This window comes from Streptomyces silvisoli, assembly GCF_029269905.1.
Lineage (GTDB): Bacteria > Actinomycetota > Actinomycetes > Streptomycetales > Streptomycetaceae > Streptantibioticus_A > Streptantibioticus_A silvisoli_A.
Genome location: NZ_JARJBC010000005.1, coordinates 191,713 through 215,441 on the forward strand (window position 1 = coordinate 191,713; position 23,729 = coordinate 215,441).

Here is a 23,729-nt window from a genome sequence, read left to right on the forward strand (position 1 = left end):
AATGGCATCCGCCGCACGCGTCGACGTACACGAGCATGTGCTCCCGCCCGCCTACCGGCGGCTGCTGGTCGAGCGAGGTCTGGACGCCGGGGGCTGGGCGCTTCCGGAGTGGGACAAGGACAGCGCGATCGCGATGATGGACACCCAGGGCATCGCCACCGGCGTGGTCTCGGTCAGCGCGCCCGGAGTGCACCTCGGCGACGACCGCGAAGCCCGTACGCTGGCGCGCTCGGTCAACGAGTACGTCGCCGAGTTGGTCAAGGACCGCCCCGACCGGTTCGGCCAGTTCGCAAGCATCCCGCTGCCGGACGTGGACGGCTCGGTCGCCGAGGCCGTCCACGCACTGGACGAGCTGCGCGCCGACGGGGTGGTGCTGATGTCCAACGCGGGCGGTCGCTATCTGGGCGACCCCGCCTTCGAACCGCTGTGGGCGGAGCTCAACGCCCGCGCGGCGGTGGTCTTCGTCCACCCCACCGAGGCGCCCGCCCCGACGCTGCCCGGCGTCCCCGCGCCGGTCATCGACTTCCCCTTCGACACCACCCGTACCGCGGTGCAGTTGACGCTGAACGGCGTGATGAGCCGCTACCCCGACGTGAAGGTGATCCTCTCGCACGCGGGCGGCTTCCTGCCCTACGTCGCCCACCGGGTCGCCGTCGCCAGCACGATCGTCAACCCGGAACTGACCGTCGACGGCATCCTGGCCGATCTTCGCCGCTTCTACTTCGACACGGCGCTGTCCGGCAGCCCCACCGCGCTGCCGTCACTGCTGGCCTTCGCCGCGCCCGGCCACGTCCTGTACGGCAGCGACTGGCCGTTCGCGCCGGTCGCCGCCGGCGCCTATTTCGACGGGCACCTGGACGGTTACCAGGACTGGCAGCCTGGTCAACTGCGCGCCGTTCAGCGGGGCAATGCGGAAGCGCTCTTTCCGCGCCTTGCGCGCGACTGACGGGGCCCCCGGGGCCGGCTCGCACGCTGGACCCGTTCGACGTGCTGCGGATCGCGGTGATCCGCGGGATAGTCGGGATGAGTGGATCGATCGGACACCCACGTGTAGGTGATCACTCATGGGCTCGAAGAACGAAGCCGTCGTACGGGCGCTGCTTGAGCGGCAGAAGAAGACCTACGCCGCGGAGGCGGGCATCACGGTGAGGAACACCCCCGCCGCGCTGTACCAGATGCTGGTGCTCTCGATGTTGCTCAGCGCCCGCATCAAGGCGGACATCGCGGTGGCGTCGGCGCGTGCGCTGTTCGACGCGGGAATGCGCGACGCCCGCAAGATGGCGGACGCCACCTGGCAGCAGCGCGTGGACGCGCTGGGTGAGGGCGGTTACCGGCGTTACGACGAGCGGACCTCCACCCAACTCGGCCGAGCCGCCGAGCTGGTGCTCGACCGCTACGCCGGTGACCTGCGCCGACTGCGTGAGGAGGCGGACCCCAAGAAGGCGTTGCGCGACATCCCCGGCATCGGGCCGGTGGGCGTCGACATCTTCCTGCGGGAAGTCCAGGCGGTCTGGCCCGAGTTCGCACCGTATGTGGACCGCAAGGCCATGGAAGGCGCTGAGCGGCTCGGACTGCCGACCTCCGCCGAGAAGTTGGCCGGACTCGTCAAGAGGTCCGAGGTGCCTCGGCTGACGGACGGCCTGGTGCATGCCGCGATCGACAAGCACCTGGCCCAGGAGGTCCGGGAAGCGGCCACCGTCTGAAGTCCCCTTCCGCGCGGACGGGTTGACGGATCAGCCGAACCGCGCCGCCAGTTGCCGGAACAGTGACGGCGCCGCGCCGTTGAGGCGGGCGGGGAAGCGCAGCCAGCCGGGAACGAACGCCTCGCTGCGGTCGTGCGCCACGGCGTCCCAGACCGCGTCGGCGACCCGCCCGGGGGCGACGGGCCGGGGCCGGGACCGCTGGTACAGGGCGCCGCGGCGGGCGAAGAACGGGGTCTGCACGACGCCGGGCAGCACGGTGGAGATCCGCACCCGGCTGCCCAGTAGCTCGTACCGCAGACTGTCGGCGAACGTGGTCAACGCGGCCTTGGCGGCCGAGTACACCGCCTCCTGCCGTACACCGACCGCACCCGCGATGGACCCCACCAGCACCAGGTGCCCGGCGTCCCGCCGCAGCATCTGCGGCAGCACCAGACGGACCAGGTGCACCACGGCGGCCAGGTCGACGGCGAGCACCTCGTCGATCGCGGCGGCGGGCATGTCGGTGAACGGTCCCGCCCAGCCGATGCCCGCCGCGGCGACCAGCAGGTCCACCCGGCCGCCCAGTTCGACCGCGCTCTCCACCAGCCGCCGGCATCCGTCGCGGTCACCGAGGTCACCGGGTAGCGCGATGCCACCGGTGGCCGTGGCCACCTGGTCCAGCCGGGTGCGGTCCCGTCCGTTGAGCACCACGCGCCAGGCCCCGCCCTCGGCGAACCGGGCGGCGACCGCCGCGCCGATACCCGACGACGCGCCGGTGATCAGGGCCACCGGGGCATCGGTGGGGACGGCCGTGGTCCGGCGGGCCACCACGTGTCCACCGTGCGGCAGCGGACTGCCCGCAGACGCTCGCGCGGCTTCCATCAGGAGCCCTCCTCCGGTGGCGCATCACGGTCATTCTTCCCCAGTCATTCCATAACGGATAGTTGAACCAGCCGTCAGCGCTCGGCCGTTGACACCCGCCTGGCGCAGTACGGGCGGCTCAGCGCGGCGCCCCCGTCCGGGCCGCGGTGGCCAGGACATCGGCGGCGTCGGCGGTGAACAGCGCCCGGCCCGCGTCGATCCGCGCCTGCCGAACCGGCCCGTCGAAGGCCAGCTCACGCAACGTCCGCAGCAGGTCCTGCGGGGAACGCGCGGGAACGCACAGCCCGGACTCGGCCATACGGCGGACGCTGTGCACGCCGTGCCCCGCGATCGGCCGGTACCCGACCACCGGTACCCCGGCCGCCAGGGCCTGCGCCGCGGTCTGCCCGGCGGCGTTCATCACCAGCACGTCCACCGCCGCCATCAGCGCCGGTACATCGTCCACCCAGCCCAGCGCGACCGTGCCCGGCACCCGGTCCAGCCGCCACCGCAGCGCCCGACGCCGCCCGCACAGCACGACCGGCAGCCAGCCGTCCCCGCTGAGCAGGGCGGCCGTCTCCGCCAGCTGCGACCCCACACCCCACGCACCCGTCGACAGCAACACCGGGCGACCCGGGGCGGCCCGCGCGAACGCGTCGACACCTGCCGGGTCCGCCGAGTAGTGGAACGCGTCCGCCACGACCGGCCCGACCGCCAGCGCGCCTTGGCCGCCCATCCGCCGGACGTCCTGTGCGGTCTGCGGGGTCGGGCACAGATGCAGGTCATTGCCGGGATGGACCCACTGCCGGTGCACCGCGAAGTCAGTGATCACCACGGCGCTGGGCACCCGCAGCACCCCCTCCTCGCGCAGCCGCCCGCAGATCTGCGCTCCCAGGTGGAACGTGGACACCACCGCGTCCGGCGGATCGGCCGCCAGCCGCCGTCGCAGCGCCTGGGCCGCGGGCAGCACGATCGGCGTGGTGTCCCTGCCCTGGCGGTTCCCGTCCGGCGGCGGGACGAAGTACGCCCGGTAGATCGCGTCGTAGACGACCGGAACGTGCCGGATCACCGTGGCGTAGAAGGCGCGCAGCGCGACGCCCAGCCGGGCCGGCAGCAGGTCGAGGACGTCGATGGTCTCCGTACGGTGCCCGCGCCGGGCCAGCCGCCGGGCCAACTCGGCGGCCACCGTGTCATGTCCCGCTCCCATGCGGGCGCTCAGGATGACGAACCGTAGGGCCACACCAAGACCTTTCACGCCCCGGCCGACTTCCGCCAGCGCTGCGCCGTACCGCCGGTCGGGTGACGTGTCACCGCCGCTCCGGTCGCAGGTCGCCGAGGGAGCGCGGGAGACTGGCCACGTGCGTGCCGTTCGCCCACCAAGCGCGCCCCCGGCATGGCGCGCGCTGTCGGTGTGCGCGCTCGCCGGGGCGGCTGCGCACATCGGCCCGGCCGGGACCTGGCTGCCGCCGGTGCGCCGGTCGCTGTTCCCGGCCCTGGACGGCCGAGGCCGCCCGGGGCACATCGCGCTCACCTTCGACGACGGGCCCGCCCGGCACAGCACGCCGTACTTCCTGGACACCCTGGACCGGCTCGCGGTGCGGGCCACGTTCTTCGTGCTCGGCCGCGCCCTGCTGGAGGCGCCCGATACCGGCCGGGAACTGGTCGCGCGAGGGCACGAGGTCGCCGTACACGGCTGGGACCACCGCCGTCCGTGGTGGCCCACGCCGCTGCGCGACCTGAGTGAACTGCGGCGCACCGTGGCGGCCGTCGGCGCCGTCTGCGGGGTCCGCCCCCGGTGGTACCGGCCGCCGTACGGCGTGCTCACCGGCGGCCGGTGGGCCGCGGCGCGCCGGGTGGGGCTGCGCCCGGTGCTGTGGTCCGCGTGGGGGCGGGAGTGGGTTTCGGGCGCCACCGCGCGGAGCGTCGCCGACCGCGTGGGCCGCGGGCTGCACGGTGGCGGCACGGTCCTGCTGCATGACACCGATCGGGCGTCCGGCGCCGACTCCTGGCGCGTCGCCCTCCAGGCGCTTCCCGAACTGGTGGAATGCTGCCGTCGACAGGGCTTCACGATCGGGCCGCTACGCGATCACGGCATCGGCGTGGAGAACGCCCGCCCCGGCGGGCAGGAGCAAACGGGACGCTTGTGCTGACATATGTGTTGGCCGTACTCGCTGCCTGCGCCAACGCGGCATCGTCGGTACTCCAGCGTCGCGCCAACCTCGGCCTGCCCGCGGAGGACAGCCTCAGTCTGCGGCTCATCAGGGCGTTGCTGCGGCGCCCGGTGTGGTACGCGGGGGTGCTCGGCATCACGGTGGGCTTTCTGCTCCAGGCCACCGCGCTGTCGGTGGGCGAGCTGTCGGTCGTGGAGCCGATCCTGGTGTTCGAGCTCCCGCTGACGCTGATCCTCGGCTCGCGGGTGTTCCACGCCCGGCTGCACCGCCGTGAATGGCTCTCGGTCGTGGGAATGACCGTGGGCCTGGCGGTGATGCTGTTCTGCCTGGCGCCGTCCGGGGGCAACGCGCAGGCGGTGGACGGGATGGTCTGGCCGATCGGCATCGGTCTGAACCTGGCGGTGGTGGCGACCGCGGTGCTGTGGGGCCGTACCGCGAAGGTGGCGGAGCGGCCGGAGCTCGGCGGGCGGCGCGCGGCGTGCCTTGGAGTGGCGGCGGGCTGCCAGTTCGGGCTGACGGCCGCGTTGATGAAGGGCGCGGTGTCGCAAGGCGGTCAGGGCGTCGCCGCCGTCTGTACGGCCTGGCAGCTGTATGCCATGGTCGCCTCCGGCGTCACGGGGATGTTCTTCCTCCAGTCGGCGATGCACGCGGGGCGGCTGCTCGCCGCACAGCCCGGCCTGACGCTGTCCGACCCGCTGGTCTCCGTGCTGTGGGGCGTGGTCGCCTTCCACGAACAGGTGCGGCAGGGATGGTGGCTGCTGCCGGCGATCGCCGGTGCCGCCGCCATCACCATCTGCGTTGCCGTACTGGCCCGTTCACCCCTGCTCGGCACGGAGGAGCGGCGCCCGGTGCGCGCTCGACACTCCATCGTCCGGCGCTGAATCATCCGGGGGTAGATCAAGTATCCCCGCTCGGAGCCGCTCCTGTCACCGTGCTTGGGGACGATCTGGGCGGTGATCGGCGCGTCTACCGTTACGGGTGACCGGACAACGCACCCCAACCGCCCCTGGAGCAGGAACAATGGCGTACGACACCGCGGCACTGGCGGCGGAACTGATCAGCATGGCGAAGGCCGACCACGAGACCTCGCCGAGCGCCAACAGCGAGGATCCCGCTGACCAGTTGGCCTGGCGGCGACTGACCGCACAGCACGGTGACCGTCTCAACGAGATCATGGACGAGTACGGTTGGCCGACGGCCGAACTCGTCGGTGCGGACGCGGCGCGCGCCGCATGGCTGATCGCCCAGCACGCCGACCGGCAACTCGATGTGCAACGGCGCGCGCTGCGGCTGCTGGAACAGGCGGTGGCCGAAGGCGCGGCCAGCCGTCGCGAGCTGGCGTTCCTCCGCGACCGGGTGCTGGTCAACGACGGGCGGGAGCAGATCTACGGCACACAGATCGCCGGGATCAGGGAAGGCTCGCCCGTCCCCTGGCCCTGCCAGGACCCCGAGCGGATGGACGCCCTGCGGGCGGACGTGGGCATCGAGCCGTTCGCGCAGTACGTCGCCAAGTTCCCAGCGGCCTGAGCCTCACGGCCTCGCACACGCAAGGCGCGTACAGGGTGAACGGTAGAATATGGGGCAACGTGCGGGGAGCCCCCCGGCGTCCAGCGCTTCGCGCCCGCGGCTGTGGCGGTGACCGACATGAAACGGCACAGCATCTCGTACCGGGGGGAGGGCCGGACCGTGCCGCGCACCGCCACGCCGGCGAACGTCCAGTCCACCCTCGCCCTGAACGGCATGGGCAGCTTCCAGTGGGACGTGGAGGCCGGCAGCTTCTTCCTGGACGCCGGAGGACTCGCCGTGATGGGACTGCGTGCCGGTGAGTACGACGGGCGCGCCCGCACCCTCGGGCGCCGGATCGTCCCCGACGACCTGCCGGGCCTGCAGGTCGTCGTGGCGCGGGCGCTGGCGTCCCACCCGAGTTACGGCGCCTACTTCCGGGTACGCCACCCGGACGGCAGCGTCCGCTGGACCCATATCCAGGGACGGGTGCTGCGCGACGCCACCGGCCGGGCCCGGCGGGTGGTGGGCATCGTCCGTGACGCCAGCGACGAACTCCAGCACTTCGCGGAGCAGACCGCCCTCAAGGTCGACCGGCAGCGGCAGACCGACGTCGTACAGGCGCTCACCTACGCGCTGTCCCAGGCGCTCAGCGTCGAGGATGTCACCACGGCCGTGACCAGCGAGGAGACCCGAAAGCGCATCGGCGCCACGGCCGTCGCCCTCGGCCTCGTGGAACAGGGCCACACCCGGCTGGTCGGGGCGGCGGGGCTGCCCGAGGGGCTGATCCGCGACCTGTCGGTCTCCCGGGTGAGCGCAGCGATGCCCTTCGCCGAGGCGGTCCGCACCGGTACCCCGCGGTTCCTCAGCCGCCATGAGCTGCGCGACCGCTATCCCAGAATGTGGCCCTATCTAAAGGCGACCGCCTTCACCAGGGCCGCCATCCTGCCGCTGGTCGCACAGGCACAGCCGACCGGCGCCCTGGCGATCGCCTTCCAGGACCGGCCGGGATTCACCTCCGGCGAACGCAACCTGCTGCTCGCACTGGGCTCCACCATCGCCCAGTCCCTCCAGCGTTCGGTGCTCTACGACCACGAACACGAACTCGCCGTCGGCCTTCAGCACGCCATGCTGCCGTCCCGCATCCCGGACTGTCTGGGCGCCCGGATCGCCGTACGGTACCGGCCATCACAGGGTGGCCGGGAGATCGGCGGTGACTGGTACGACGTCATCTCGCTGCCACTCGGCCGGATCGGCATCGTGGTCGGCGATGTCGAAGGCCATGACGTCCACGCGGCCGCGATCATGGGACAGTTGCGGATCGCCCTGCGCGCCTACGCCGCCGAAGGGCACTCGCCGTCCACCGTGATCACCCGTGCGTCGGAGTTCCTGCGCGACCTGGACACCGAGCGCTTCGCCACCTGCATCTACGCGGACCTCGATCCCACCACCGGCCTTGCCGGCGTCGTACGGGCCGGTCATCTGGGGCCGCTGGTCAGACGCTCGGACGGCAGCTGCAGCCGCCCGAGCGTGCCCGGCGGGCCGCCGCTCGGCCTGCTCGACAGGGCGGACGCGTCCCCGTACCCAGCCGCGCCACTCCAACTGTGCGCCGCCGACACGCTGTTGATGTGCACCGACGGCCTGGTGGAGTTCCACGGCATGGACCTGGACGAGGGCATGAGCCAGCTCGAAACCGTGATGATCGACGGTCCGGCGCCGCTGGAGGACCTCGCCGATCACATCATCGACACCATCGAGGCCCGCTCAGAGCTGTTGGACGACGCCGCCCTGCTGCTCGCCACGCTCGGTTGAGGTCCGGGCCGGGCCCGGACCTCAACCGGCCTTCACATCACCGGTTGGCCAGCAGGTCCGACGTTCCGGAGGTCCGGGCGCGTGCGCTGGGCATCTCCTGTTGCGCTATGCGCTGGGTGTCCACGGTCTGGCTGCGCTGCTGGGCGGTGGGGGCGGGCTTGCCGCAGAACACCGGGTCCAGGGCGCGCCGTTCGGCGGCGAAGACATCGGAGTTGTTGGAGGCGTTCGCGGAGATGGTGACCTGCCGCGAGCCGTCCTTGGTGGTGTAGGTGTAGGTCTGGTAGCCCTCGATGATGCCGTCGTGGCCGATGACCTTGGTGCCGCAGGACAGGTCGTACTGGCGAAGGCCGAGGCCGTACTGGGAGGTCGGCGTCACCGCCTCCATGGTTTCCATTTCCGCCAGTTGTGCGCGCGGCAGCAGATGTCCGGTCGTCAGCGCCTGCAGGAAGCGGTTGAGGTCCGAGGTGCTGGAGATCAGGGCACCGGCGGACCAGAGCCATGAGGCGGTCTGGTTGGTCGCGTCGAACAACGGCTTGGTGCGGTCGTCCTGGGTGAGGTAGCCGATCGCGTGCGGCCCGTCGATCGTGGTGCGGGGCACCACGAACTCGGTGTGGGTCAGCTTGAGCGGTGCGAGGATGCGCTGCGTGAGCACCTGCGCGTACGGCTTGCCGGTGATGTGCTCGACCAGCATGCCCAGCACGACGAAGTTGGTGTTGGAGTAGCTGTACTGGCTGCCCGGCTTGAACTGCTGGCCGTGCTTGAGGGCGTCGGCGACCAGGGCCTGCGGCTGGTAGGTCTTGTAGCGGAACTTCTGGTAGCCGGTGACGGTGTCTCCGGTCAGCAGGTCGTTGGTGTAGTCGTACAGACCGCTGGTGTGGTTCAGCAGCTGGCGTACCGTGATGGTGGAGTCGGCGGGCAGTACGCCGTGCGGCAGGTAGTGGGTGGCCGCGGTGTCCAGGCCGACCTTGTGCTGTGCGACCAGTTGCAGGACCAGCACCGAGGTGAAGGTCTTGGTGACGCTGCCGACGCGGAAGTCCCCGCTGGGGTTGACCGGCGAGTGCGTGGCGATGTCGCCGGTGCCCACGCTGACCGTGCCGGAGTGTCCGCTGGTGTCGTTCACCCGGGCGAAGACACCAGGCGCCCCCGCGGTGACGACTCCCTGCAGTGCCTGCTTCAGGGCAGCCATGTCGGGGGCGGGGCTGGTCTGCTGGGCCGCCGCGGCGGCTCTGTTGGGAGCGGCGCTGGCCGGCATCGCGGCGGCCAGCATCGAGCCCAGCGTTCCCACGACCACGGCGCCTGTGACGGCGCGCCGGGTGGAGCGGGCGAGGAATCGAGTCATGAAGTCTTCGATGTCCTTTTCTGTTGTGCACTGCCCGTGTCGTCGACGGTGCGTGGTCGATACCACGGTGATGCCAACGTTCGGGCGGTGGAACGGCGATGGGGCACCGGTGCACCCATGACGTGGGACACGCGTGCTGCCCGGATAATTGTGCTCGTACGGGTACACACGGAGCCGACGATGGTTCTACCACAGTGCCCAACGGCCGCCAATGACACGGGCGGTGGCTCGGCGCGCGGCGGGACTTCCTGGACGCACGGGGCGGCCACGAAGGCGGCGGCGCGGATGACGGCCATGGTCTGTGCTCGGCGCCTCCGGAGAGCATACTCGGTTCGAAAGTGCAACGAGTAAACATTCGTAACGGGGCAATCAAACGTTAGGGTGGTGTCCATGAGCGAGACGATGGGGCGCCGGGAACGAAAGAAGGCCGCCACCCGCCAGGCGCTGGCGGACGCGGCTCTGAGGCTGTTCCTTGAACGCGGTTACGACCAGGTCAGCATCAAGGACGTGGCCGACGCCGCGGATGTGTCCACCACGACACTGTTCAAGCACTTCCCGGGCAAGGAGGCCCTTGTCTTCGACGAGGACGCCGATCTGGAGGCCGCGCTGGTCGCAGCGGTACGCGAACGCCCGGCGGGCCAGTCCATCCCGGCCGCCCTACGCGCACACGTCATCCACGCGAAGCTGGGCTCCGCGACCCCCGACCCGGGGTTCGCCCGGTTCGTCCAACTCACTGAGGAGACACCCGCGTTGCGGGAGTACGCCCACCGCATGTGGATGCGCCATGAAACCGCTCTGGCGCGCGCCATCGCCGAGGACATCGGCGCCCCCGAGGACGACATCGCCTGCGCGGCGCTGGCCCACTTCGCCCTGGAGGCGGCCAGCCTGGCCCGCGGCCGGGCCAATCCGCGGCAGGCGGTGGAGCGCGCCTTCGACCTGCTCGAACACGGTTGGCAGGCGGCTGCCCGATCCGGCGCCCCCAAGGGGTAGCCGTCAGCTGACGGTCAGGGTGAGCGGGCCCGCCAGTGCCGTGTAGCCGTTGTTGTAGAGGTACCAGACGTCGTAGTCGCCCGGTCCTGGCAGACCACTGGTGCCGAACGTCAGACTGCCGCTGCCGTTCGGTGCGTACTGCCAGCTCAGCGAGTTCTGCCGGCCGGGTGCCACGCCCTGCGGGTAGACGCCGATCCAGTTGGTGGAGCTGGTGGTGGTCGGGGGTGTGGAGTAGCGGAAGGTGACGGTCGCCCCGCCGGCGACGCTCGGGGTGCCGGTGGTCAGCGTACTGCTGGGCGCCGGGCTGGAGTTGGGCGTGAAGGCGTCGTTCAGCGGCGTCGCGTAGGTGTCGTTGGCGGTGATGCCGGGGAGGCCCAGCGCGGCCTCGATGGTGCGGGCGGTGCTGTAGTGGTCGTAGCGGGTGGCGCTGGTGGTGCCCGCCGGGACGGTGCCCTGGGAGCCGTCCACGATCGCGGCTACGTGGTTGTCCGGGTCGCTGCCGTCCTCGTCCCAGGTGACGATCAGCAGGGACTTCTGGGTGGTCCAGGCGGGTGACTGCATGATCGGCGCCAGCGTCTGCCGCAGCCAACCATCCTGTGCCTTCAGGCTGGTGGAGTTGCCGTTGCCGGAGGCTTCGCCGTCGTAGTAGTCATCGGCCGCGATCCAGGAGAAGCCGGGGGTGGTGGCCGCGCTTGCCAGATCGGTGGTCAGCTGGCTGGTGTCGAAGAGGTGGGCGGCGCAGCGGCTCTGGTTGCCGCTGATGTCGGTGTAGTTGATGAACGGCGCGTCATCCGGCTCGTAGTACGAGTCGTGCCCGTTGGTGGTGTTGCAGGGGGTGCCCATGCCCTGCTCGTATGCCTTCCATGACCTGCCCGCGGCATCGAGTTCGTCGCCCAGGTTGGTGTGTGGATCGTTGATGTTCGGCCAGTAGGTCGCGCCCTTGACGTAGGTGTCGCCGCCCGCGACGGCCAGGTAGTTCTCGTCGCTGGGGTGGTAGACCGCGTGGTAGTCGGCCATGGTCGCACCCTGTGTCATCAGGCTGTGCAGGTACGGGGTGTCCGTCGGGTCGCCCATCACGGCCGAGTAGTCGGTGTTCTCCATCATGACCATGAAGACGTGGTCGAAGCCGGGCACCGTGGACGCCGGGGGAGTGAGCGTGGCCGCGTGGACCGGGGTGGACAGTGTCAGCGACAGGTTGTCCAGATAGCCGGACTCGCCGGAGGACTGCAGGAACGCCACCTCGACCAGGATCGAGCGGGTACCCGCCGGAACCGTGCCACTGCTGCTGCGGGCCAGGAACGAAGTGGTGTCGGCGCGGTCGGCGGCCGACACGGTGGGCAGGTCGACGGTGGAACCCAGCGGCTGGCCGGAGCCGTCCTGGAACCGCAGCGAGACCTGTACGTACCCCGCGTAGTTGGTCCAACCCCCAAGCCACCCGGCCAGGTTGTAGCTGACGCCGCCACCGTCGATCGCCGTCGCCGCCGAGGACACATCAACCGTCTGCCGCATCGTGCCGTCGCCCTGGTTGCCGGGGGCGAAGAAGGCACTGCCCGGCGCGGGACTCGCGGGGTGGCCGAAGCTCCCCGCCGAGTAGCAGATGACATCCGGGCTGCCCGACACCACCGTCCAGCCCGGGATGGTGGTCGCCGCGGTCCAGTCGGTGGTGCAGTAACCGGCCTCCGCGTCCCCGTTCACGATCAGGTTGCCGCTGGTGGTGGCCGCGTGCGCGGGTACCACCGCCACCAGCAGCGCGCCCAGCAGGGTGAGGACGCCGCCGAGCGCTCGCCACAGAAGTCTCATGTCCGGTACCTCGCCGCATGGGGAACAACAGCCGCCGGTGAACGGCACATTGGTAGCGACCCCGGCTGTCGGTACCGGTAACTCCGGGTCAACTAGTCATGTACGCAGCAAGGCTGCGGCGGGGGTCCGGGTCAGCCGATGGCGAGCAGCTCCTCGTGGAAGCCGCCGAACCCCCGCTCGCGTGACTCGCTGATGTCTCGCGTGCGGCGGCCGTGCTTCCGGCAGTGTGCAGCCGTGGGTGGTCAGGCGCGGCGGATGACGATGTCGCCAAGCCCGGTGCGGGCGCGCACCTCGACGGTCGCGTCGGATGTCTCGGGGCCTTCGGCCGGACCGAGCGAGTTGCGTACGCTGCCGAAGCGGGAGTTCAGATCGAGCCAGGCCGCGGTGGACTCGCTGATGCCGACTTCCAGATCACCGGTGGCGGTCTGGACGGAGACCGAGCCGCGCACCACCTCGCCGACCCGGATGCCGCCGTAGGCGGACCTGGCATCGACCCCGGCGTGTGCGGTGCCGATGGAGATACGGCCGTTGGACGAGTTCGCCCGCACGTCGCCGGTCACCTTGCCGATGGTGATCTCGCCGTTGGCGTTCTTGACGGTCGCCTCGCCCGCGATCTCGCCGATGTCGATCCGGCCCGCCCCGGTGACCTCGGCGTTCCCCGCCGCCCGGTGCACAACGATGTCGCCATGGCTGGTCTTGAGGTTCACGGTGCCCGCCTCGGCGATCTGGATGTCGCCCGCCGAGGTCTTGAACCGGCAGTCACCGAGGCGGCCTTCGCAGATGAAGTCGGCCATGGGCGAGTCGGCGTGCACCTGCGAACCGCTCGGCAACTCGATGCTGATGTCCAGCGAACCGGCAGTACCGAACAGCGACCGCTTCCTGGGCCCCTTCACGAGCAACTCGCCGTTGGAGTAGCTGACTTTGGTCTGTGCGGCGGCGCGTACGTCGTTGTCGTCGGCACCGTTGCCGGGCAGCACCTCGACCACCGTGTCGGTGCGCTCGCTCGCGGTGATCCGGGCGGTGCCGATGTCGAATTGGAGAGAGACGGAGATCGGCTCTGGGGTGGCGAAATCAGGCATGGCTGTACCGTCCTCCTGGCTTGGGTCTGCGGTTCCGCTGGTGCAGCGGTGTCGACGGAGAAGTGGTGCGGTGCGCGGCGCGGGAAGGTCTAGCGGACCCAGCCGGTGTAACTCTGGCCGCCGCGCTGGCGGCTGCGGCCCGATGTCCGGCCGCGCTCGCCCGGTTCCAGCGCGATGGCGACGGCCCGTACCAGCCAGGCGTTGACCGAAAGTCCCTCCTGCCCGGCGGCGTCCTCCACCCGGGCCTTGAGGTGGGCGGGCAACCGGAAGTTGATCCGTGCCGTGCCGCCCTCGTCGCCGTCCGACGCGAGCGGCGGCACGGGCACGGGGGCGGCGCCGATGGTGCGGTCGTCCTCGTACGTCTCCTGGCCCGGTGGCGCCGTCACCACGAACTCCGGGTCGAGCCCGCGCAGCCGGACGTCGACCGAGCCCGGCGCCATGTCCCGCGTGACCTCGTCCATGGCGGCGGACAGCGCGTTCAGCAGGGTGAGCCGGGCGGCCGACTCCAGGGGCGCGGTGAGGCGTTCAGCCAGGCTGCGGGCTTCGTCTCCGCCCGCCTGCGCGGCGACCGCGAGCTCGCGGCGGAGGTTGTCGACGTAGGGGGTGAGGTCCATGACGCCAGTATGGCGCCGAGATGGCGCCATTGCAAAGCCATGTGATGCCACAATCTGGTGATGGCGTCAGGACGCGTAGGACCGTGGCAGCCGCCGCGGTCCTGCGCTGTGGTGTGGCGCGTGCGGGGCAGAACACTCAGCAGTCCGGTGGTGCGCCACGAGGCGGCCGCGTTGCCTGATACCGAAGCGCTCCAGTTCGGGCAGCCATGTCAGACCGGCTGACGCACGCCGAACGGGGCGGTGCTGTTCCGAGTCTCTCGCGACTCCGCCTCGCCGTACCACTGGAGGCGCACCACGCAGGGCGAGGCGGGAGGCGGGCGCATGGTCACCTACGCATGATGCCTGGGCAGTTGTCCGGTGGCCCGCCACTCCGGTGCCAGCACCGACCAGATCTCGATGTCGTGTCGCTTCCCCCGGTACAGGTAGCTCTCCCGCAGCACGCCGTCCTTCGTCATGCCGAGCCGCCGGGCCACCGCGATGCTGGCCTCGTTCGCCGCCGCGGCGCGCCACTCCACGCGGTGGATGCCCAACTCCTCGACGGCCCAATCGATGATCACGCGGGCGGCCCTGGTGACCAGGCCCTTGCCCACCGCCGACGGTTCCAGCCAGCAGCCCGCCTCGGCGGTGCCCTGCTCGACGTCCATCGTCCGGAAGAGGACTCCGCCGACCAGCTTGCCGCCGGTCCAAATGCCGTAGATCCGCCCGGCGTTGGCCGCTGCCTTCTCCGCGTACGCCATGAGGTACGCCCGGCTGGACTCCAGGTCCGTGACCACGTCCGGCAGCGCTATGTAGCGCCCGACGAACTCCCGTCCCCGGTCGATGTTGGCCAGGAGCTCCTCCGCCCGCGATGGTTCGAGCGGGCGCAGTTCGGCGCCGTCGTCGCCCAGGGATATCGGGTACATCGCTGCCTTTCGCGGTCCGAACCAGTGCACGGTGAGGAGATCCTCGCACGGGCGCGTCGCGCGCTACAAAGTCGTATGCCTTCGTCCGTCACGCCCGAGCGGCCCGCGGCTCGTCGGTGCGCACGATGGTGGCGAGCACCTCGTTGAAGGCCTCGGTCGAGGTGGGGTGGGTGTAGACCGCATCGCGGAGTTCGGACGCCTTGATGCCGTACCGAATGGTGAGAGCGACGGTGTTGATGAGTTCCTGCGCGTCGACGCTCAGCAGCGCGGCGCCGAGGATCTCGTCGGTGTCCGTGTCGACCACGAACTTCATGACTCCGCGGGTGTCCTCGACGATGTACGCACGCGGCATCGCGACGATCTCGGCGACGGGCCGGCTCGCGATCTTCACCCGGTGACCGGCCGCACGCGCCTCCTCCTCGGCGAGCCCCACGGTGGCCAGCGGCGGAGTGATGGACAGGGTGTGCGGGATCGCCACCCGGTCCGCCGCCGACGTCACCGAGGGCGTAGATATGCGGCTGGCTCGTCCGTAGGAACTCGTCCACCTCGACCGCCCCGCGCTCGGTGGTACGCACGCCCGCGGCGTCAAGCGCCAGGCCGCGGGTCGCCAGGCCATGGCGTCTCCCCGATCCGCACGGGGTCTCAGTTCACCCGCCCTCCGCAGGACCGGCAGCCGGGCCCGTCCCGCCCCGCGGCGGACGCGGCGGCGCTCGGGCTGTCGGAGCTCTCGCCGGACCCGTGGGACAAGGCCCTAGATCAATCCCCTTGTGTTGTCCAAGACGCGGATCATGGCGCGGCCGATGCCGGTGTGCGCCTCCTGGCCCGTTCGTCGCACAGCCCGGTACTGCGACGGTCCTACCCCGGCAGCCGTATCCGGAGGGAGGGCCCCGCGCCCCCGCCGTAGGCGTGCGCCGCCCCGCCCGCCTGTCCTCGGCGGGCTGGTGCGCATCCGGGGCGGGCGGCCCAACTTCCGTGCTCCTGTGCCCACTTGTGTGCCCGAACCCCCACGAAACTGATGAGGCGTCATGTAATCAAGCGGTGGCACGTAGCGGCGCACGGCGATCTGTGAACTCTTCGCGCCTTGTGAGTGACAGGGCCGCACTGACGTACTGCCTACAGCCCGCCGGGACCGCCGGCGGGTGGGAACCGCAGTGGAGAGGAAGGCCTATGTCCGTACGACCGCGGCACCGCCGCACCGCACCCCCACGGCTCCTGTCGTCGCTCCGCACCGCACTCACCGTCGGCGGTTTCGGCATCGTCCTGCCGCTCCTCGGCCCCGGCACCAGCGACGCGGCCTCCGACACCACCTGGGACCGGGTCGCCGGATGCGAGAGCGGCGGCAACTGGAGCATCAACACCGGCAACGGCAACTACGGAGGGTTGCAGTTCACCCAGCAGACCTGGGCGGCGTTCGGCGGAACCGCGTACGCGCCCCGGGCCGACCTGGCGAGCAAGGCGGAACAGATCATCGTGGCGGAAGCGGTGCTCGCCCGGCAGGGGCCCGGCGCATGGCCGGTGTGCTCGGTACGGGCGCATCTCACGCGGGGCGGGCACCCCGCGCCGGTGAAGCGGAGCAGTGGTCCCCGGCACGCCGCCCCCAAGTCCCGTTCGCACGGCGGCACCGGCCACCGCCCCGACACCGGCGGCCCGGCGGCCGCGCCCACCACGTCGTACACCGTGCACGACGGCGACACCCTGTCCAGTGTCGCGGTGCAGGCCACCGTCCCCGGCGGCTGGCAGCGGCTGTACGACGCCAACCGGAACGTGATCGGACCCGACCCTGATGTGATCTACCCGGGGCAGCGGCTCACACTGCCCTCCGGGCACTAGCACGTCAGGCAGCGGGCTGCTGACCGCTGATGCCGTGGCCGTGGGACTCGCCGCACGGTCACGGAAGCGGAAACCGCTGCCCGCGCAGTGCGGGATCTATGGTGTGGGTATGGATGAGGAACGCGCCAACCGGCTGGTGGCGGCGCTGCGCGCTCGTGGCGTGATGGCGCACGTGGCCGAGGTGGGAGTCTACGAGTTCGGGATCCGGGTCGTCCTCGACGAGAGCATCGAGGCGCTGTGGGACACCGACGGCGCGGCGGGACTGGACGCGGAGGTCGTCAGCGACGGCGTGCTCGTCGGCTTCGTGCCGCACATCGCCGGATCGGAGAGCTTCACCGAACAACAACTCGTGGACGCCATCGCGGGGGCGAACTACTCCGTGGAAGGCCTCCATCCGCCAGCGGACGCCCAGGGGCCTGATGAACGGCCGCCAACCGCTCCGTCCGCCAAGCCGCCGGTCGCCCGGCGGCACAAGGCGCACTGGTGGCGCCACTGAGCCGCACGTACAGGGTCACCACTTGGTTGCCGTTTCAACCGGACCCTATGCCCGGGAAGGGGGCGACGGCATACTGCGGAGCCATGACGCTGTTGGCTGAAAACATCACCCTCGAACGGCTGGAAGAACTCCTCGCCGACGAATCCATCGCCACCGTGCACCGTGCCCTGTGGCTGTTGCTGTGGGAAGGCGAGTTGCCGGTCGTGGACCTGCTGTCGCTCGATGTCTGCGATGTCCAACTTGGCGGGGCGGGCACGGATGCCGTGCTGGGGAAGGACGGACCGGCCGGCCGGATGGTGTTGAGCGAGCGCGCGGTCCGGCTGCTGCGTGAGTTGACGGGGGAGCGGGAGGCCGGGCCGCTGTTCGCTGTCGACGGCCGGGTGCTGACCTGGGAGCAGGCAACGCTGGCCGCGCAGCAGCAGGGCCACGGCATCCACGCGTTCCGCACGGGCGGCAAACGTCACCGGCAGTCGGAGTAGCGCCCAACGCGGACGCGCACGAAGGCAGTTGCCGCCCGCAGGACGAGCGGGCAGTGACCAAGCCCACGGTCCCGCCACGCTGCCGCCTTCGGGCCGGACCCACTACAGTCAGCGCCGTGGACTTCCGTACCGACATCCTGGGCGAGCCCTACCAAGCCGTTGACCTGCCGCTCACCCCTGATGACGAGGGCGAGGTCACGGCGACCCTCGTGCGCCGCAGGGCGCACCCCAACGGTGCGGCCGAAGGCACCCGGCGGGCCGTGCTCTATGTCCACGGATACACCGACTACTTCTTCCAGACGCATCTCGCGGACTTCTACGTCGACCGCGGTTTTGACTTCTACGCCCTCGACCTGCGCAAGTACGGCCGCTCCCTGCGCCCGCACCATTCGCCGAACTTCGTGCGCGACCTCGACGCCTACGCCGAGGAACTGGACGAGGCCGTCCGCGTCATCCGTGACGTCGACGGCCATGACACCCTGCTCGTCAACGGCCACTCCACCGGCGGACTGGTCAGCGCCCTGTACGCGGACCGGCGGGCCGGGCGGGGAACCATCGACGGACTGTTCCTCAACAGCCCGTTCCTGTCGATGCCCGCCCCGTACGCGGTACGCACCTTCGGCGCCCCGCTGCTCGACGTGCTCGGCCGGTTCGCGGGCACCCGCAAGCTGCCCACGCCGCTCAACCCCCACTACGTGCACAGCCTGCACCGTGAGTTCCGGGGCAGTTGGGACTTCGACCTGAAGCTCAAGCCCGCCGAGGGCTTCCCCCTGTTCGCCGGATGGCTGGCCGCGATCCAACGGGGACAGCGCCGGGTGCGCCGCGGGCTGCGGATCGACTGCCCGGTCCTGGTGATGGCATCCACCGCCAGCACGGTCACGCTCAAATGGGACGACGCGCTGCACCACACCGACGGGGTGCTGCGCGCCGACGACATCGCCGCGCTCGCTCCCCGACTGGGACGGCATGTCGTCACCGTACGCATCCACGGCGGTGTGCACGATCTGGTGCTCTCCGGCCCCGAGGCGCGTGAGCAGCTCTTCGCTGAACTGGACCGCTGGCTGACCGCCTATCTGTGACGTTTCGCCTCCAACACCCCCAGAGGCGATCCGGTCCGGGGCCGCCGATTTCCTCACCGCCGGGCGAAGTCTAGGGTGGTCCCCCGGGGGCACGACCAGCCCCTCGTGATATGCCGATGGGGAACGAGGAACAGCAGTGGAACAAGGCAGCACGCCCGCCGTACGCATCGAAGGGTTGTGGAAGCAGTTCGGTGAGCAGGTGGCGGTCGCCGGAGTCGATCTGGAGCTTCCCGCCGGGCAGTTCATCGGCCTCGTCGGGCCCAACGGGGCCGGTAAGACCACCACCTTGTCGATGGTCACCGGACTGCTGCGTCCCGACTCGGGGCGGGTGGAGATCGGCGGCCACGACGTGTGGAGCGATCCGGTCGCCGTCAAGTCACGGATCGGCGTACTGCCCGAGGGACTGCGGCTGTTCGAGCGGCTGTCGGGGCGCGAACTGCTCTCCTACACAGGGCGGTTGCGGGGCCTGCCCGGCGACGAGGTGGACCGGCGGGCCACCCAGCTGCTCGACGTTCTCGACCTCGCGGTGGCGCAGAACAAGCTGGTGGTCGACTACTCCACCGGTATGCGCAAGAAGATAGGCCTGGCCGCGGCCCTGCTGCACAACCCCGAAGTCCTCTTCCTCGACGAGCCGTTCGAGGGAGTGGACCCCGTCTCGGCGCAGACCATCCGTGGTGTGCTGGAGCGCTACACCGCTTCCGGGGCGACCGTCGTCTTCTCCAGTCATGTGATGGAGTTGGTGGAGTCCCTGTGCTCCTGGGTCGCGGTGATGGCCGCGGGCCGCATACGGGCGCAGGGTGCGCTCGCGGAGGTACGGGGCGACGCCGCCAGCCTCCAGGCGGCGTTCCTGGAACTGGTCGGTGCCCAGCGCACCGCCTCCGGTGACAGCCTCGACTGGCTGGGCGGCGACGCCCGATGAACAGCACCCCCCAGCCGGAGGCCGCGCGCCCCGGCACCGCCTCCCTGATCCCGGTCTTCGTCCAGCTCAAGCTTTCGCTGCTGCGCAACGGGCTGCAGCAGTCCTCCCGCCGCAAGGCCGTCTACGTCACCTCGATCGTCCTCGTCGGGCTTTTCACCGCGCTGGAACTGCTCGGTCTGATCGCGCTCCGCGGCACCGCACACATGGCCGCCCTCACCACGCTGCTGGTCGTGGTGCTCGCGCTCGGCTGGGCGGTCATGCCGCTGTTCTTCGCCAGCGGCGACGAGACCCTCGACCCGACCCGGCTGGTGATGCTCCCGCTGCGGCCCGTCCCGTTGGTGGTGGCGCTGCTGACCGCGTCCCTGATCGGCATCGGGCCGGTGTTCACCTTGGCGATCGTGGTCGGCTCGGTGGTCGCCACGGCGAACGGCGCGGCGGCCACCGTCGTCGGGGTCCTCGCCGCGGTGCTGGTGCTGCTCGTCTGCCTGGCACTGGCCCGTGCCGTCGCGACCGCCAACGTCCGTCTGCTGACCAGCCGCAGGGGACGCGACCTGGCGGTGCTCAGCGGCCTGATCATCGGCGTCGGCATGCAGTTCGTGAACATCGGCGTACAGCGGCTCGGTGCGGCCGGGGGCCTGCGGGCCCTGGCGCCGGTCGCCGACGTCCTGCGCTGGGTGCCGCCGGGTTCCGCGATGGACGCCGTACGGGCCGCCGGCGAGGGATCGTACGGCGTGGCCGTGGCCGAACTCGCGCTCACCGCCGCGGCGTTGGCCCTGCTGCTGTGGTGGTGGCAGCGGTCCCTGACCCGGCTGATGACCGCACCGGACTCCTCCACCCTGCAGGCCTCCACCGAGCCGGACAAGGCGCGTGCGCAGCGGCCGGGGCTCGCGAGTGTGCTGCCCACGGGCCGTACGGGCGCGGTGATGGTGCGGTCACTGCGCTACATCTGGCGGGATCCGAAGACGAAGACCGCGTGGATGTCCTCACTGACCCTCGGCCTGCTGGTGCCGATGCTCAACGCGGCACAGGGCCACGGCTCCCTGTACTTCGCCTTCTTCGCGCCGGCACTGCTCGGCATGCAGATGTACAACCAGTTCGGCCAGGACACCTCCGCGTTCTGGATGGTGCTGCAAACCATCGCCTCGGCACGTGACGCCTACGTCGAACTGCGCGCCCGCGCCCTCGCGTTGTCCCTCATCGCGGTCCCGTACGTAACTGTCGCCGTCACCGGCGTGGCCGCGGTCACCCGCGAGTGGCGGTCACTGCCGGAGGTGTTGGGCATGTCCTTCGCCATGCTCGGCGCGCTGCTCGGAACGGGCGGTATGACCTCGGCGCTGTTCCCGTACTCGATCCCGCAGGACGGTGGCTTCAAGAACGTCGCCCCGGGGCAGGCCGGAATCGCCTGGCTCTCCCTCTTCGGCGGACTGCTCGCGGGCACGGTGGTGTGTTCGCCGCTGATCGCCCTGACGATCTGGCTGCACGTCTCGGCCAACCTCGGCCTGATGTGGATCCTGCTGCCACTCGGGCTCGCCTACGGCTTCTGCGCGGCCTGGCTCGGGCTGCGCCTCGCCGGCCCGCGGGTCGTCGCACGACTCCCCGAGATCCTGCTGGCGGTCAGCAAGGGCTGAGCCCCGCCTTCCGCATGGGAACGGCGCCCGCCGATGGCAACATCGGCGGGCGCCGTTCTGCGTCCTCGCGGCGGTTGAACGCAAGGCCACGACGTTCCCGGCGACCCACTGCCGGAACGTCTTCGCCGGGGCCCGGACTTCGGGTCAAGACTCCTGGGAGTCGAGGTCGCGGGCTATGAGGGTGGCCAGTTCCTCGATCGCCGCCTCCGCACCGTCGCCTTCGGCGGTCAGCACCAGTGGTTCGCCGTGCTGGGCGCCCATCGCGAGGACGGAAAGCAGGCTGCGGGCGTCCACCGGGGACCGACCCTCGCGAGTGACCGTCACTCTGACCGGTTGGCGGGCGGCGGCCTGAACGAACAGCGACGCGGGGCGGGCGTGCAGACCGCTGCGGGAGCCTACGACAACAGTGCGCTGGGGCATGAGAACTGAGCACTCCTTCGAAATGACGGGAAACGGGGCGTGAACGGTTCGGCACACAGGGTTCAAGCGGGCATCGGTGCCTTGGCGTTGGCGTCCTCCGGGGCGGAGGCCGCCTCCCGTACCGTGGCCGCTGCGCGGCCGCCCTTGAGCAGGACCACCAGAGCGGTGGTGAGCACCGTACCGGCGGCGACGGCCACCAGGTACAGCAGCGGCTGGCCGATCAGCGGTACGACGAAGATGCCGCCGTGCGGAGCCCGCAACGTACAGCCGAACGCCATGGACAGCGCACCGGTGAGCGCACCGCCCGCCATCGTGGAAGGGATGACCCGCAGCGGATCGGCGGCGGCGAACGGGATCGCGCCCTCGCTGATGAACGATGCGCCCAGGACCCATGCGGCCTTGCCGTTGTCGCGCTCCGCCTCGGTGAACAGCGCTCCCCGGACGGTGGTGGCCAACGCCATCCCCAGTGGGGGGACCATCCCGGCGGCCATGACCGCGGCCATGACCTTCAGGCTACCGGCCGTCGGACTGGCCAGGCCGCCGACCGCGAAGGCATAGGCCACCTTGTTGACCGGGCCGCCCAGATCGAAGCACATCATCAGACCCAGAAGGACACCCAGGATGATCGCGTTGCTTCCGGACAGTCCGCTCAGCCAGTCGGTCATGGCCTTTTGGAAGGCGGCGATCGGCTTGCCGACCACGACGAAGACCAGGAAGCCGACAATGAGGGAGGAGACCAACGGAATCACAACCACCGGCATGATGCCGCGCAACACGGGCGGGACGCGCAGGAGTTGTACGGCCATCACCACCGCGCCCGCGAGCAGGCCGGCGACCAGGCCGCCGAGGAAACCGGCGTTGATGGTGACCGCGATGGCGCCGCCGACGATGCCGGGTACGAGACCGGGCCGGTCCACCATGCCGTAGGCGATGTATCCGGCGAGGACCGGGATGAGGAACCCGAAGGCGGCGGAGCCGATCTGGAACAGCAGGGCGGCCCAGCTGGAGGTCTCGGTCCACACGAAGTGCTGGGCGACCGAGGGTGCCTTGTTGATCTGGTAGCCGCCGATGGCGAAGGCGAGTGCGATCAGCAGTCCGCCCGCGGCGACGAACGGCACCATGTAACTGACGCCGGTCATCAGCCACTTGCGCAGCCGCGTGCCGAAGTGGTCTCCGGCTGAGTCCGTCGGGGGCGGGGCGGTGGCGTGGCCGGTGACCTCGCCGCGGTCGGCCCTGTCCCGCACCTCGGCTATGAGCTCAGCGGGGCGGTTGATGGCGGCCTTCACCCCGACGTCCACGGTGGGCTTGCCGAAGAAGCGGGACCTGTCGCGCACCTCGATGTCATGGGCGAGTACCACGCCGTCGGCGGCGGCGATGACAGCGGGGTCCAGCGGGGTGAAACCCGCCGATCCCTGCGCCTCCACGGCGAGTTCGACACCCGCGGCCTCGGCCGCCTTCGTCAGGGACTCCGCCGCCATATACGTGTGGGCGATGCCGGTGGGGCACGAGGTGACGGCGACGATGCGGAAGGGCACCGGTCCACTGTCGGACGCGGCGGTCTCGTGCGCCGCATCCGGCGGAGCGCTGTCCGCACCGCGGATCAGGGCACAGGCGGCGGCCGGGCTCGCCTGCGCACGCAGGGCGGAGGTGAAGTCCGGGTCCATCAGCCGCCGGGCCAGACTGGACAGGATCGTCAGATGGGCGTCGTCCGCACCGGTCGGGGCGGCTATCAGGAAGATCAGGTCGGCCGGGCCGTCAACGGCCCCGAAGGCGATGCCTTGTTCGCTGCGCCCGAAGGCCAGTGTCGGGACGGTGACGTGCGCGCTACGGCAGTGCGGAACGGCGATGCCGCCCTCCAGGCCGGTCGGCATCTCGGCCTCGCGGGCCGCCACGTCCGCGAGGAAGCCGTCGAGATCGGTCACGCGGCCGGTGGTGACCATCCGCTCGGCGAGTCGGCGGACGGCGGCTTCCTTGCTCTCGACCGACAGGTCGAGGTCGACCAGTTCGGCGTTGATCAACTCACTCATCACGCGGCTCCTTGCTCGCGAAACCGCCCGGCGGGCGGCAGGGGGACGCGGGGTACCGGCCGGACGCGGCGCGCGGTCGGTGATCGGTGACCGGCCGG

23 protein-coding genes are annotated in these 23,729 nt (G+C 70.7%); 13 read left to right on the forward strand and 10 right to left on the reverse strand.

All coding sequences use genetic code 11. The features are described 5' to 3' along the window. Position 1 precedes the first annotated feature (1 nt). Both P3G67_RS10765 and P3G67_RS10770 read left to right on the forward strand, forming a co-directional pair. A complete protein-coding gene (locus P3G67_RS10765; RefSeq protein WP_276093231.1) occupies positions 2-946 on the forward strand; it encodes an amidohydrolase family protein in 945 nt (314 codons plus the stop codon). A 118-nt stretch (positions 947-1,064) separates the two neighbouring features. After that, positions 1,065-1,703 (forward strand): endonuclease, encoded by a 639-nt coding sequence (locus tag P3G67_RS10770; protein ID WP_276093232.1) that lies wholly within the window; start codon positions 1,065-1,067, stop codon positions 1,701-1,703. A 30-nt stretch (positions 1,704-1,733) separates the two neighbouring features. On the opposite strand, the gene P3G67_RS10775 is transcribed toward P3G67_RS10770, so the two are convergent. Continuing rightward, on the reverse strand, positions 1,734-2,564 hold the full coding sequence (locus P3G67_RS10775) for an SDR family NAD(P)-dependent oxidoreductase (RefSeq protein WP_276093233.1): 831 nt from the start codon (positions 2,562-2,564) through the stop codon (positions 1,734-1,736). A 118-nt stretch (positions 2,565-2,682) separates the two neighbouring features. After that, positions 2,683-3,783 carry an MGDG synthase family glycosyltransferase gene (locus P3G67_RS10780; RefSeq protein WP_276093234.1) on the reverse strand — a complete coding sequence of 367 codons (1,101 nt, stop codon included), beginning with the start codon at positions 3,781-3,783 and terminating at the stop codon, positions 2,683-2,685. A 118-nt stretch (positions 3,784-3,901) separates the two neighbouring features. Between P3G67_RS10780 and P3G67_RS10785 the strand changes: the two genes are divergently transcribed. The 4 genes from P3G67_RS10785 to P3G67_RS10800 all read left to right on the forward strand — a co-directional run bounded on the left by P3G67_RS10785 (position 3,902) and on the right by P3G67_RS10800 (position 8,029). Then, on the forward strand, positions 3,902-4,693 hold the full coding sequence (locus P3G67_RS10785) for a polysaccharide deacetylase family protein (RefSeq protein WP_391858231.1): 792 nt from the start codon (positions 3,902-3,904) through the stop codon (positions 4,691-4,693). Further along, entirely contained in the window at positions 4,687-5,595 is a 909-nt protein-coding gene (locus tag P3G67_RS10790; RefSeq protein WP_276093235.1) for a DMT family transporter, read from the forward strand. Before P3G67_RS10785 ends, P3G67_RS10790 begins: the two co-directional genes overlap by 7 nt. A 139-nt stretch (positions 5,596-5,734) precedes the next feature. Further along, the gene (locus tag P3G67_RS10795) at positions 5,735-6,241 is read left to right on the forward strand and encodes a DUF6624 domain-containing protein (RefSeq protein WP_276093236.1); all 507 of its coding nucleotides are present in this window, start codon (positions 5,735-5,737) and stop codon (positions 6,239-6,241) included. 117 nt (positions 6,242-6,358) lie between these two features. After that, positions 6,359-8,029 carry a SpoIIE family protein phosphatase gene (locus P3G67_RS10800; protein WP_276093237.1) on the forward strand — a complete coding sequence of 557 codons (1,671 nt, stop codon included), beginning with the start codon at positions 6,359-6,361 and terminating at the stop codon, positions 8,027-8,029. Between the two features lie 37 nt (positions 8,030-8,066). On the opposite strand, the gene P3G67_RS10805 is transcribed toward P3G67_RS10800, so the two are convergent. Continuing rightward, positions 8,067-9,368: a serine hydrolase domain-containing protein gene (locus tag P3G67_RS10805; protein ID WP_276093238.1), complete on the reverse strand. Its 1,302-nt coding sequence runs from the start codon at positions 9,366-9,368 to the stop codon at positions 8,067-8,069. A 390-nt stretch (positions 9,369-9,758) separates the two neighbouring features. Between P3G67_RS10805 and P3G67_RS10810 the strand changes: the two genes are divergently transcribed. Next, a complete protein-coding gene (locus tag P3G67_RS10810) occupies positions 9,759-10,358 on the forward strand; it encodes a TetR/AcrR family transcriptional regulator (protein WP_276093239.1) in 600 nt (199 codons plus the stop codon). A 3-nt stretch (positions 10,359-10,361) separates the two neighbouring features. On the opposite strand, the gene P3G67_RS10815 is transcribed toward P3G67_RS10810, so the two are convergent. The 5 genes from P3G67_RS10815 to P3G67_RS10835 all read right to left on the reverse strand — a co-directional run bounded on the left by P3G67_RS10815 (position 10,362) and on the right by P3G67_RS10835 (position 15,252). Continuing rightward, positions 10,362-12,158, reverse strand: coding sequence for an alkaline phosphatase family protein (locus P3G67_RS10815; RefSeq protein ID WP_276093240.1), 1,797 nt, complete (start codon positions 12,156-12,158; stop codon positions 10,362-10,364). 242 nt (positions 12,159-12,400) lie between these two features. Then, positions 12,401-13,237, reverse strand: a complete 837-nt coding sequence (locus tag P3G67_RS10820) for a DUF4097 family beta strand repeat-containing protein (protein ID WP_276093241.1) — start codon at positions 13,235-13,237, stop codon at positions 12,401-12,403. A gap of 89 nt (positions 13,238-13,326) precedes the next feature. Next, a complete protein-coding gene (locus tag P3G67_RS10825; protein WP_276093242.1) occupies positions 13,327-13,851 on the reverse strand; it encodes a hypothetical protein in 525 nt (174 codons plus the stop codon). A 329-nt stretch (positions 13,852-14,180) separates the two neighbouring features. After that, positions 14,181-14,753, reverse strand: a complete 573-nt coding sequence (locus P3G67_RS10830) for a GNAT family N-acetyltransferase (RefSeq protein WP_276093389.1) — start codon at positions 14,751-14,753, stop codon at positions 14,181-14,183. 88 nt (positions 14,754-14,841) lie between these two features. Beyond that, complete coding sequence (locus tag P3G67_RS10835; RefSeq protein WP_276093243.1) at positions 14,842-15,252, reverse strand: hypothetical protein; 411 nt, start codon at positions 15,250-15,252, stop codon at positions 14,842-14,844. 668 nt (positions 15,253-15,920) lie between these two features. On the opposite strand from P3G67_RS10835, the gene P3G67_RS10845 reads away from it, so the two are divergent. The 6 genes from P3G67_RS10845 to P3G67_RS10870 all read left to right on the forward strand — a co-directional run bounded on the left by P3G67_RS10845 (position 15,921) and on the right by P3G67_RS10870 (position 21,184). Further along, a complete protein-coding gene (locus P3G67_RS10845; RefSeq protein ID WP_276093244.1) occupies positions 15,921-16,583 on the forward strand; it encodes a LysM peptidoglycan-binding domain-containing protein in 663 nt (220 codons plus the stop codon). 109 nt (positions 16,584-16,692) lie between these two features. Beyond that, positions 16,693-17,079: a hypothetical protein gene (locus P3G67_RS10850; protein ID WP_276093245.1), complete on the forward strand. Its 387-nt coding sequence runs from the start codon at positions 16,693-16,695 to the stop codon at positions 17,077-17,079. Positions 17,080-17,162: 83 nt separating this feature from the next. Beyond that, the gene (locus P3G67_RS10855; RefSeq protein WP_269858364.1) at positions 17,163-17,558 is read left to right on the forward strand and encodes a hypothetical protein; all 396 of its coding nucleotides are present in this window, start codon (positions 17,163-17,165) and stop codon (positions 17,556-17,558) included. 116 nt (positions 17,559-17,674) lie between these two features. Next, positions 17,675-18,637, forward strand: a complete 963-nt coding sequence (locus P3G67_RS10860; RefSeq protein WP_276093246.1) for an alpha/beta hydrolase — start codon at positions 17,675-17,677, stop codon at positions 18,635-18,637. A gap of 136 nt (positions 18,638-18,773) precedes the next feature. Next, positions 18,774-19,556 carry an ABC transporter ATP-binding protein gene (locus tag P3G67_RS10865; RefSeq protein ID WP_276093247.1) on the forward strand — a complete coding sequence of 261 codons (783 nt, stop codon included), beginning with the start codon at positions 18,774-18,776 and terminating at the stop codon, positions 19,554-19,556. After that, positions 19,553-21,184: a transporter gene (locus P3G67_RS10870; protein ID WP_276093248.1), complete on the forward strand. Its 1,632-nt coding sequence runs from the start codon at positions 19,553-19,555 to the stop codon at positions 21,182-21,184. The genes P3G67_RS10865 and P3G67_RS10870 overlap by 4 nt, the downstream gene beginning before the upstream one ends. A gap of 144 nt (positions 21,185-21,328) precedes the next feature. On the opposite strand, the gene P3G67_RS10875 is transcribed toward P3G67_RS10870, so the two are convergent. Further along, the gene (locus P3G67_RS10875) at positions 21,329-21,604 is read right to left on the reverse strand and encodes an HPr family phosphocarrier protein (protein ID WP_269858360.1); all 276 of its coding nucleotides are present in this window, start codon (positions 21,602-21,604) and stop codon (positions 21,329-21,331) included. Positions 21,605-21,666: 62 nt separating this feature from the next. Beyond that, positions 21,667-23,631, reverse strand: coding sequence for a PTS fructose transporter subunit IIABC (locus tag P3G67_RS10880; RefSeq protein ID WP_276093249.1), 1,965 nt, complete (start codon positions 23,629-23,631; stop codon positions 21,667-21,669). Positions 23,632-23,729 lie beyond the last annotated feature (98 nt).

Coding starts and splice junctions, on each gene's coding strand:
- P3G67_RS10855 (WP_269858364.1), top strand. CDS start 17,163: ATGACGCTGTTGGCTGAAAACATCACCCTCGAACGGCTGGAAGAACTC.
- P3G67_RS10770 (WP_276093232.1), top strand. CDS start 1,065: ATGGGCTCGAAGAACGAAGCCGTCGTACGGGCGCTGCTTGAGCGGCAG.
- P3G67_RS10800 (WP_276093237.1), top strand. CDS start 6,359: ATGAAACGGCACAGCATCTCGTACCGGGGGGAGGGCCGGACCGTGCCG.
- P3G67_RS10795 (WP_276093236.1), top strand. CDS start 5,735: ATGGCGTACGACACCGCGGCACTGGCGGCGGAACTGATCAGCATGGCG.
- P3G67_RS10815 (WP_276093240.1), bottom strand. CDS start 12,158: ATGAGACTTCTGTGGCGAGCGCTCGGCGGCGTCCTCACCCTGCTGGGC.
- P3G67_RS10810 (WP_276093239.1), top strand. CDS start 9,759: ATGAGCGAGACGATGGGGCGCCGGGAACGAAAGAAGGCCGCCACCCGC.
- P3G67_RS10875 (WP_269858360.1), bottom strand. CDS start 21,604: ATGCCCCAGCGCACTGTTGTCGTAGGCTCCCGCAGCGGTCTGCACGCC.
- P3G67_RS10775 (WP_276093233.1), bottom strand. CDS start 2,564: ATGGAAGCCGCGCGAGCGTCTGCGGGCAGTCCGCTGCCGCACGGTGGA.
- P3G67_RS10880 (WP_276093249.1), bottom strand. CDS start 23,631: ATGAGTGAGTTGATCAACGCCGAACTGGTCGACCTCGACCTGTCGGTC.
- P3G67_RS10765 (WP_276093231.1), top strand. CDS start 2: ATGGCATCCGCCGCACGCGTCGACGTACACGAGCATGTGCTCCCGCCC.
- P3G67_RS10805 (WP_276093238.1), bottom strand. CDS start 9,368: ATGACTCGATTCCTCGCCCGCTCCACCCGGCGCGCCGTCACAGGCGCC.
- P3G67_RS10845 (WP_276093244.1), top strand. CDS start 15,921: ATGTCCGTACGACCGCGGCACCGCCGCACCGCACCCCCACGGCTCCTG.
- P3G67_RS10870 (WP_276093248.1), top strand. CDS start 19,553: ATGAACAGCACCCCCCAGCCGGAGGCCGCGCGCCCCGGCACCGCCTCC.
- P3G67_RS10850 (WP_276093245.1), top strand. CDS start 16,693: ATGGATGAGGAACGCGCCAACCGGCTGGTGGCGGCGCTGCGCGCTCGT.
- P3G67_RS10820 (WP_276093241.1), bottom strand. CDS start 13,237: ATGCCTGATTTCGCCACCCCAGAGCCGATCTCCGTCTCTCTCCAATTC.
- P3G67_RS10830 (WP_276093389.1), bottom strand. CDS start 14,753: ATGTACCCGATATCCCTGGGCGACGACGGCGCCGAACTGCGCCCGCTC.
- P3G67_RS10825 (WP_276093242.1), bottom strand. CDS start 13,851: ATGGACCTCACCCCCTACGTCGACAACCTCCGCCGCGAGCTCGCGGTC.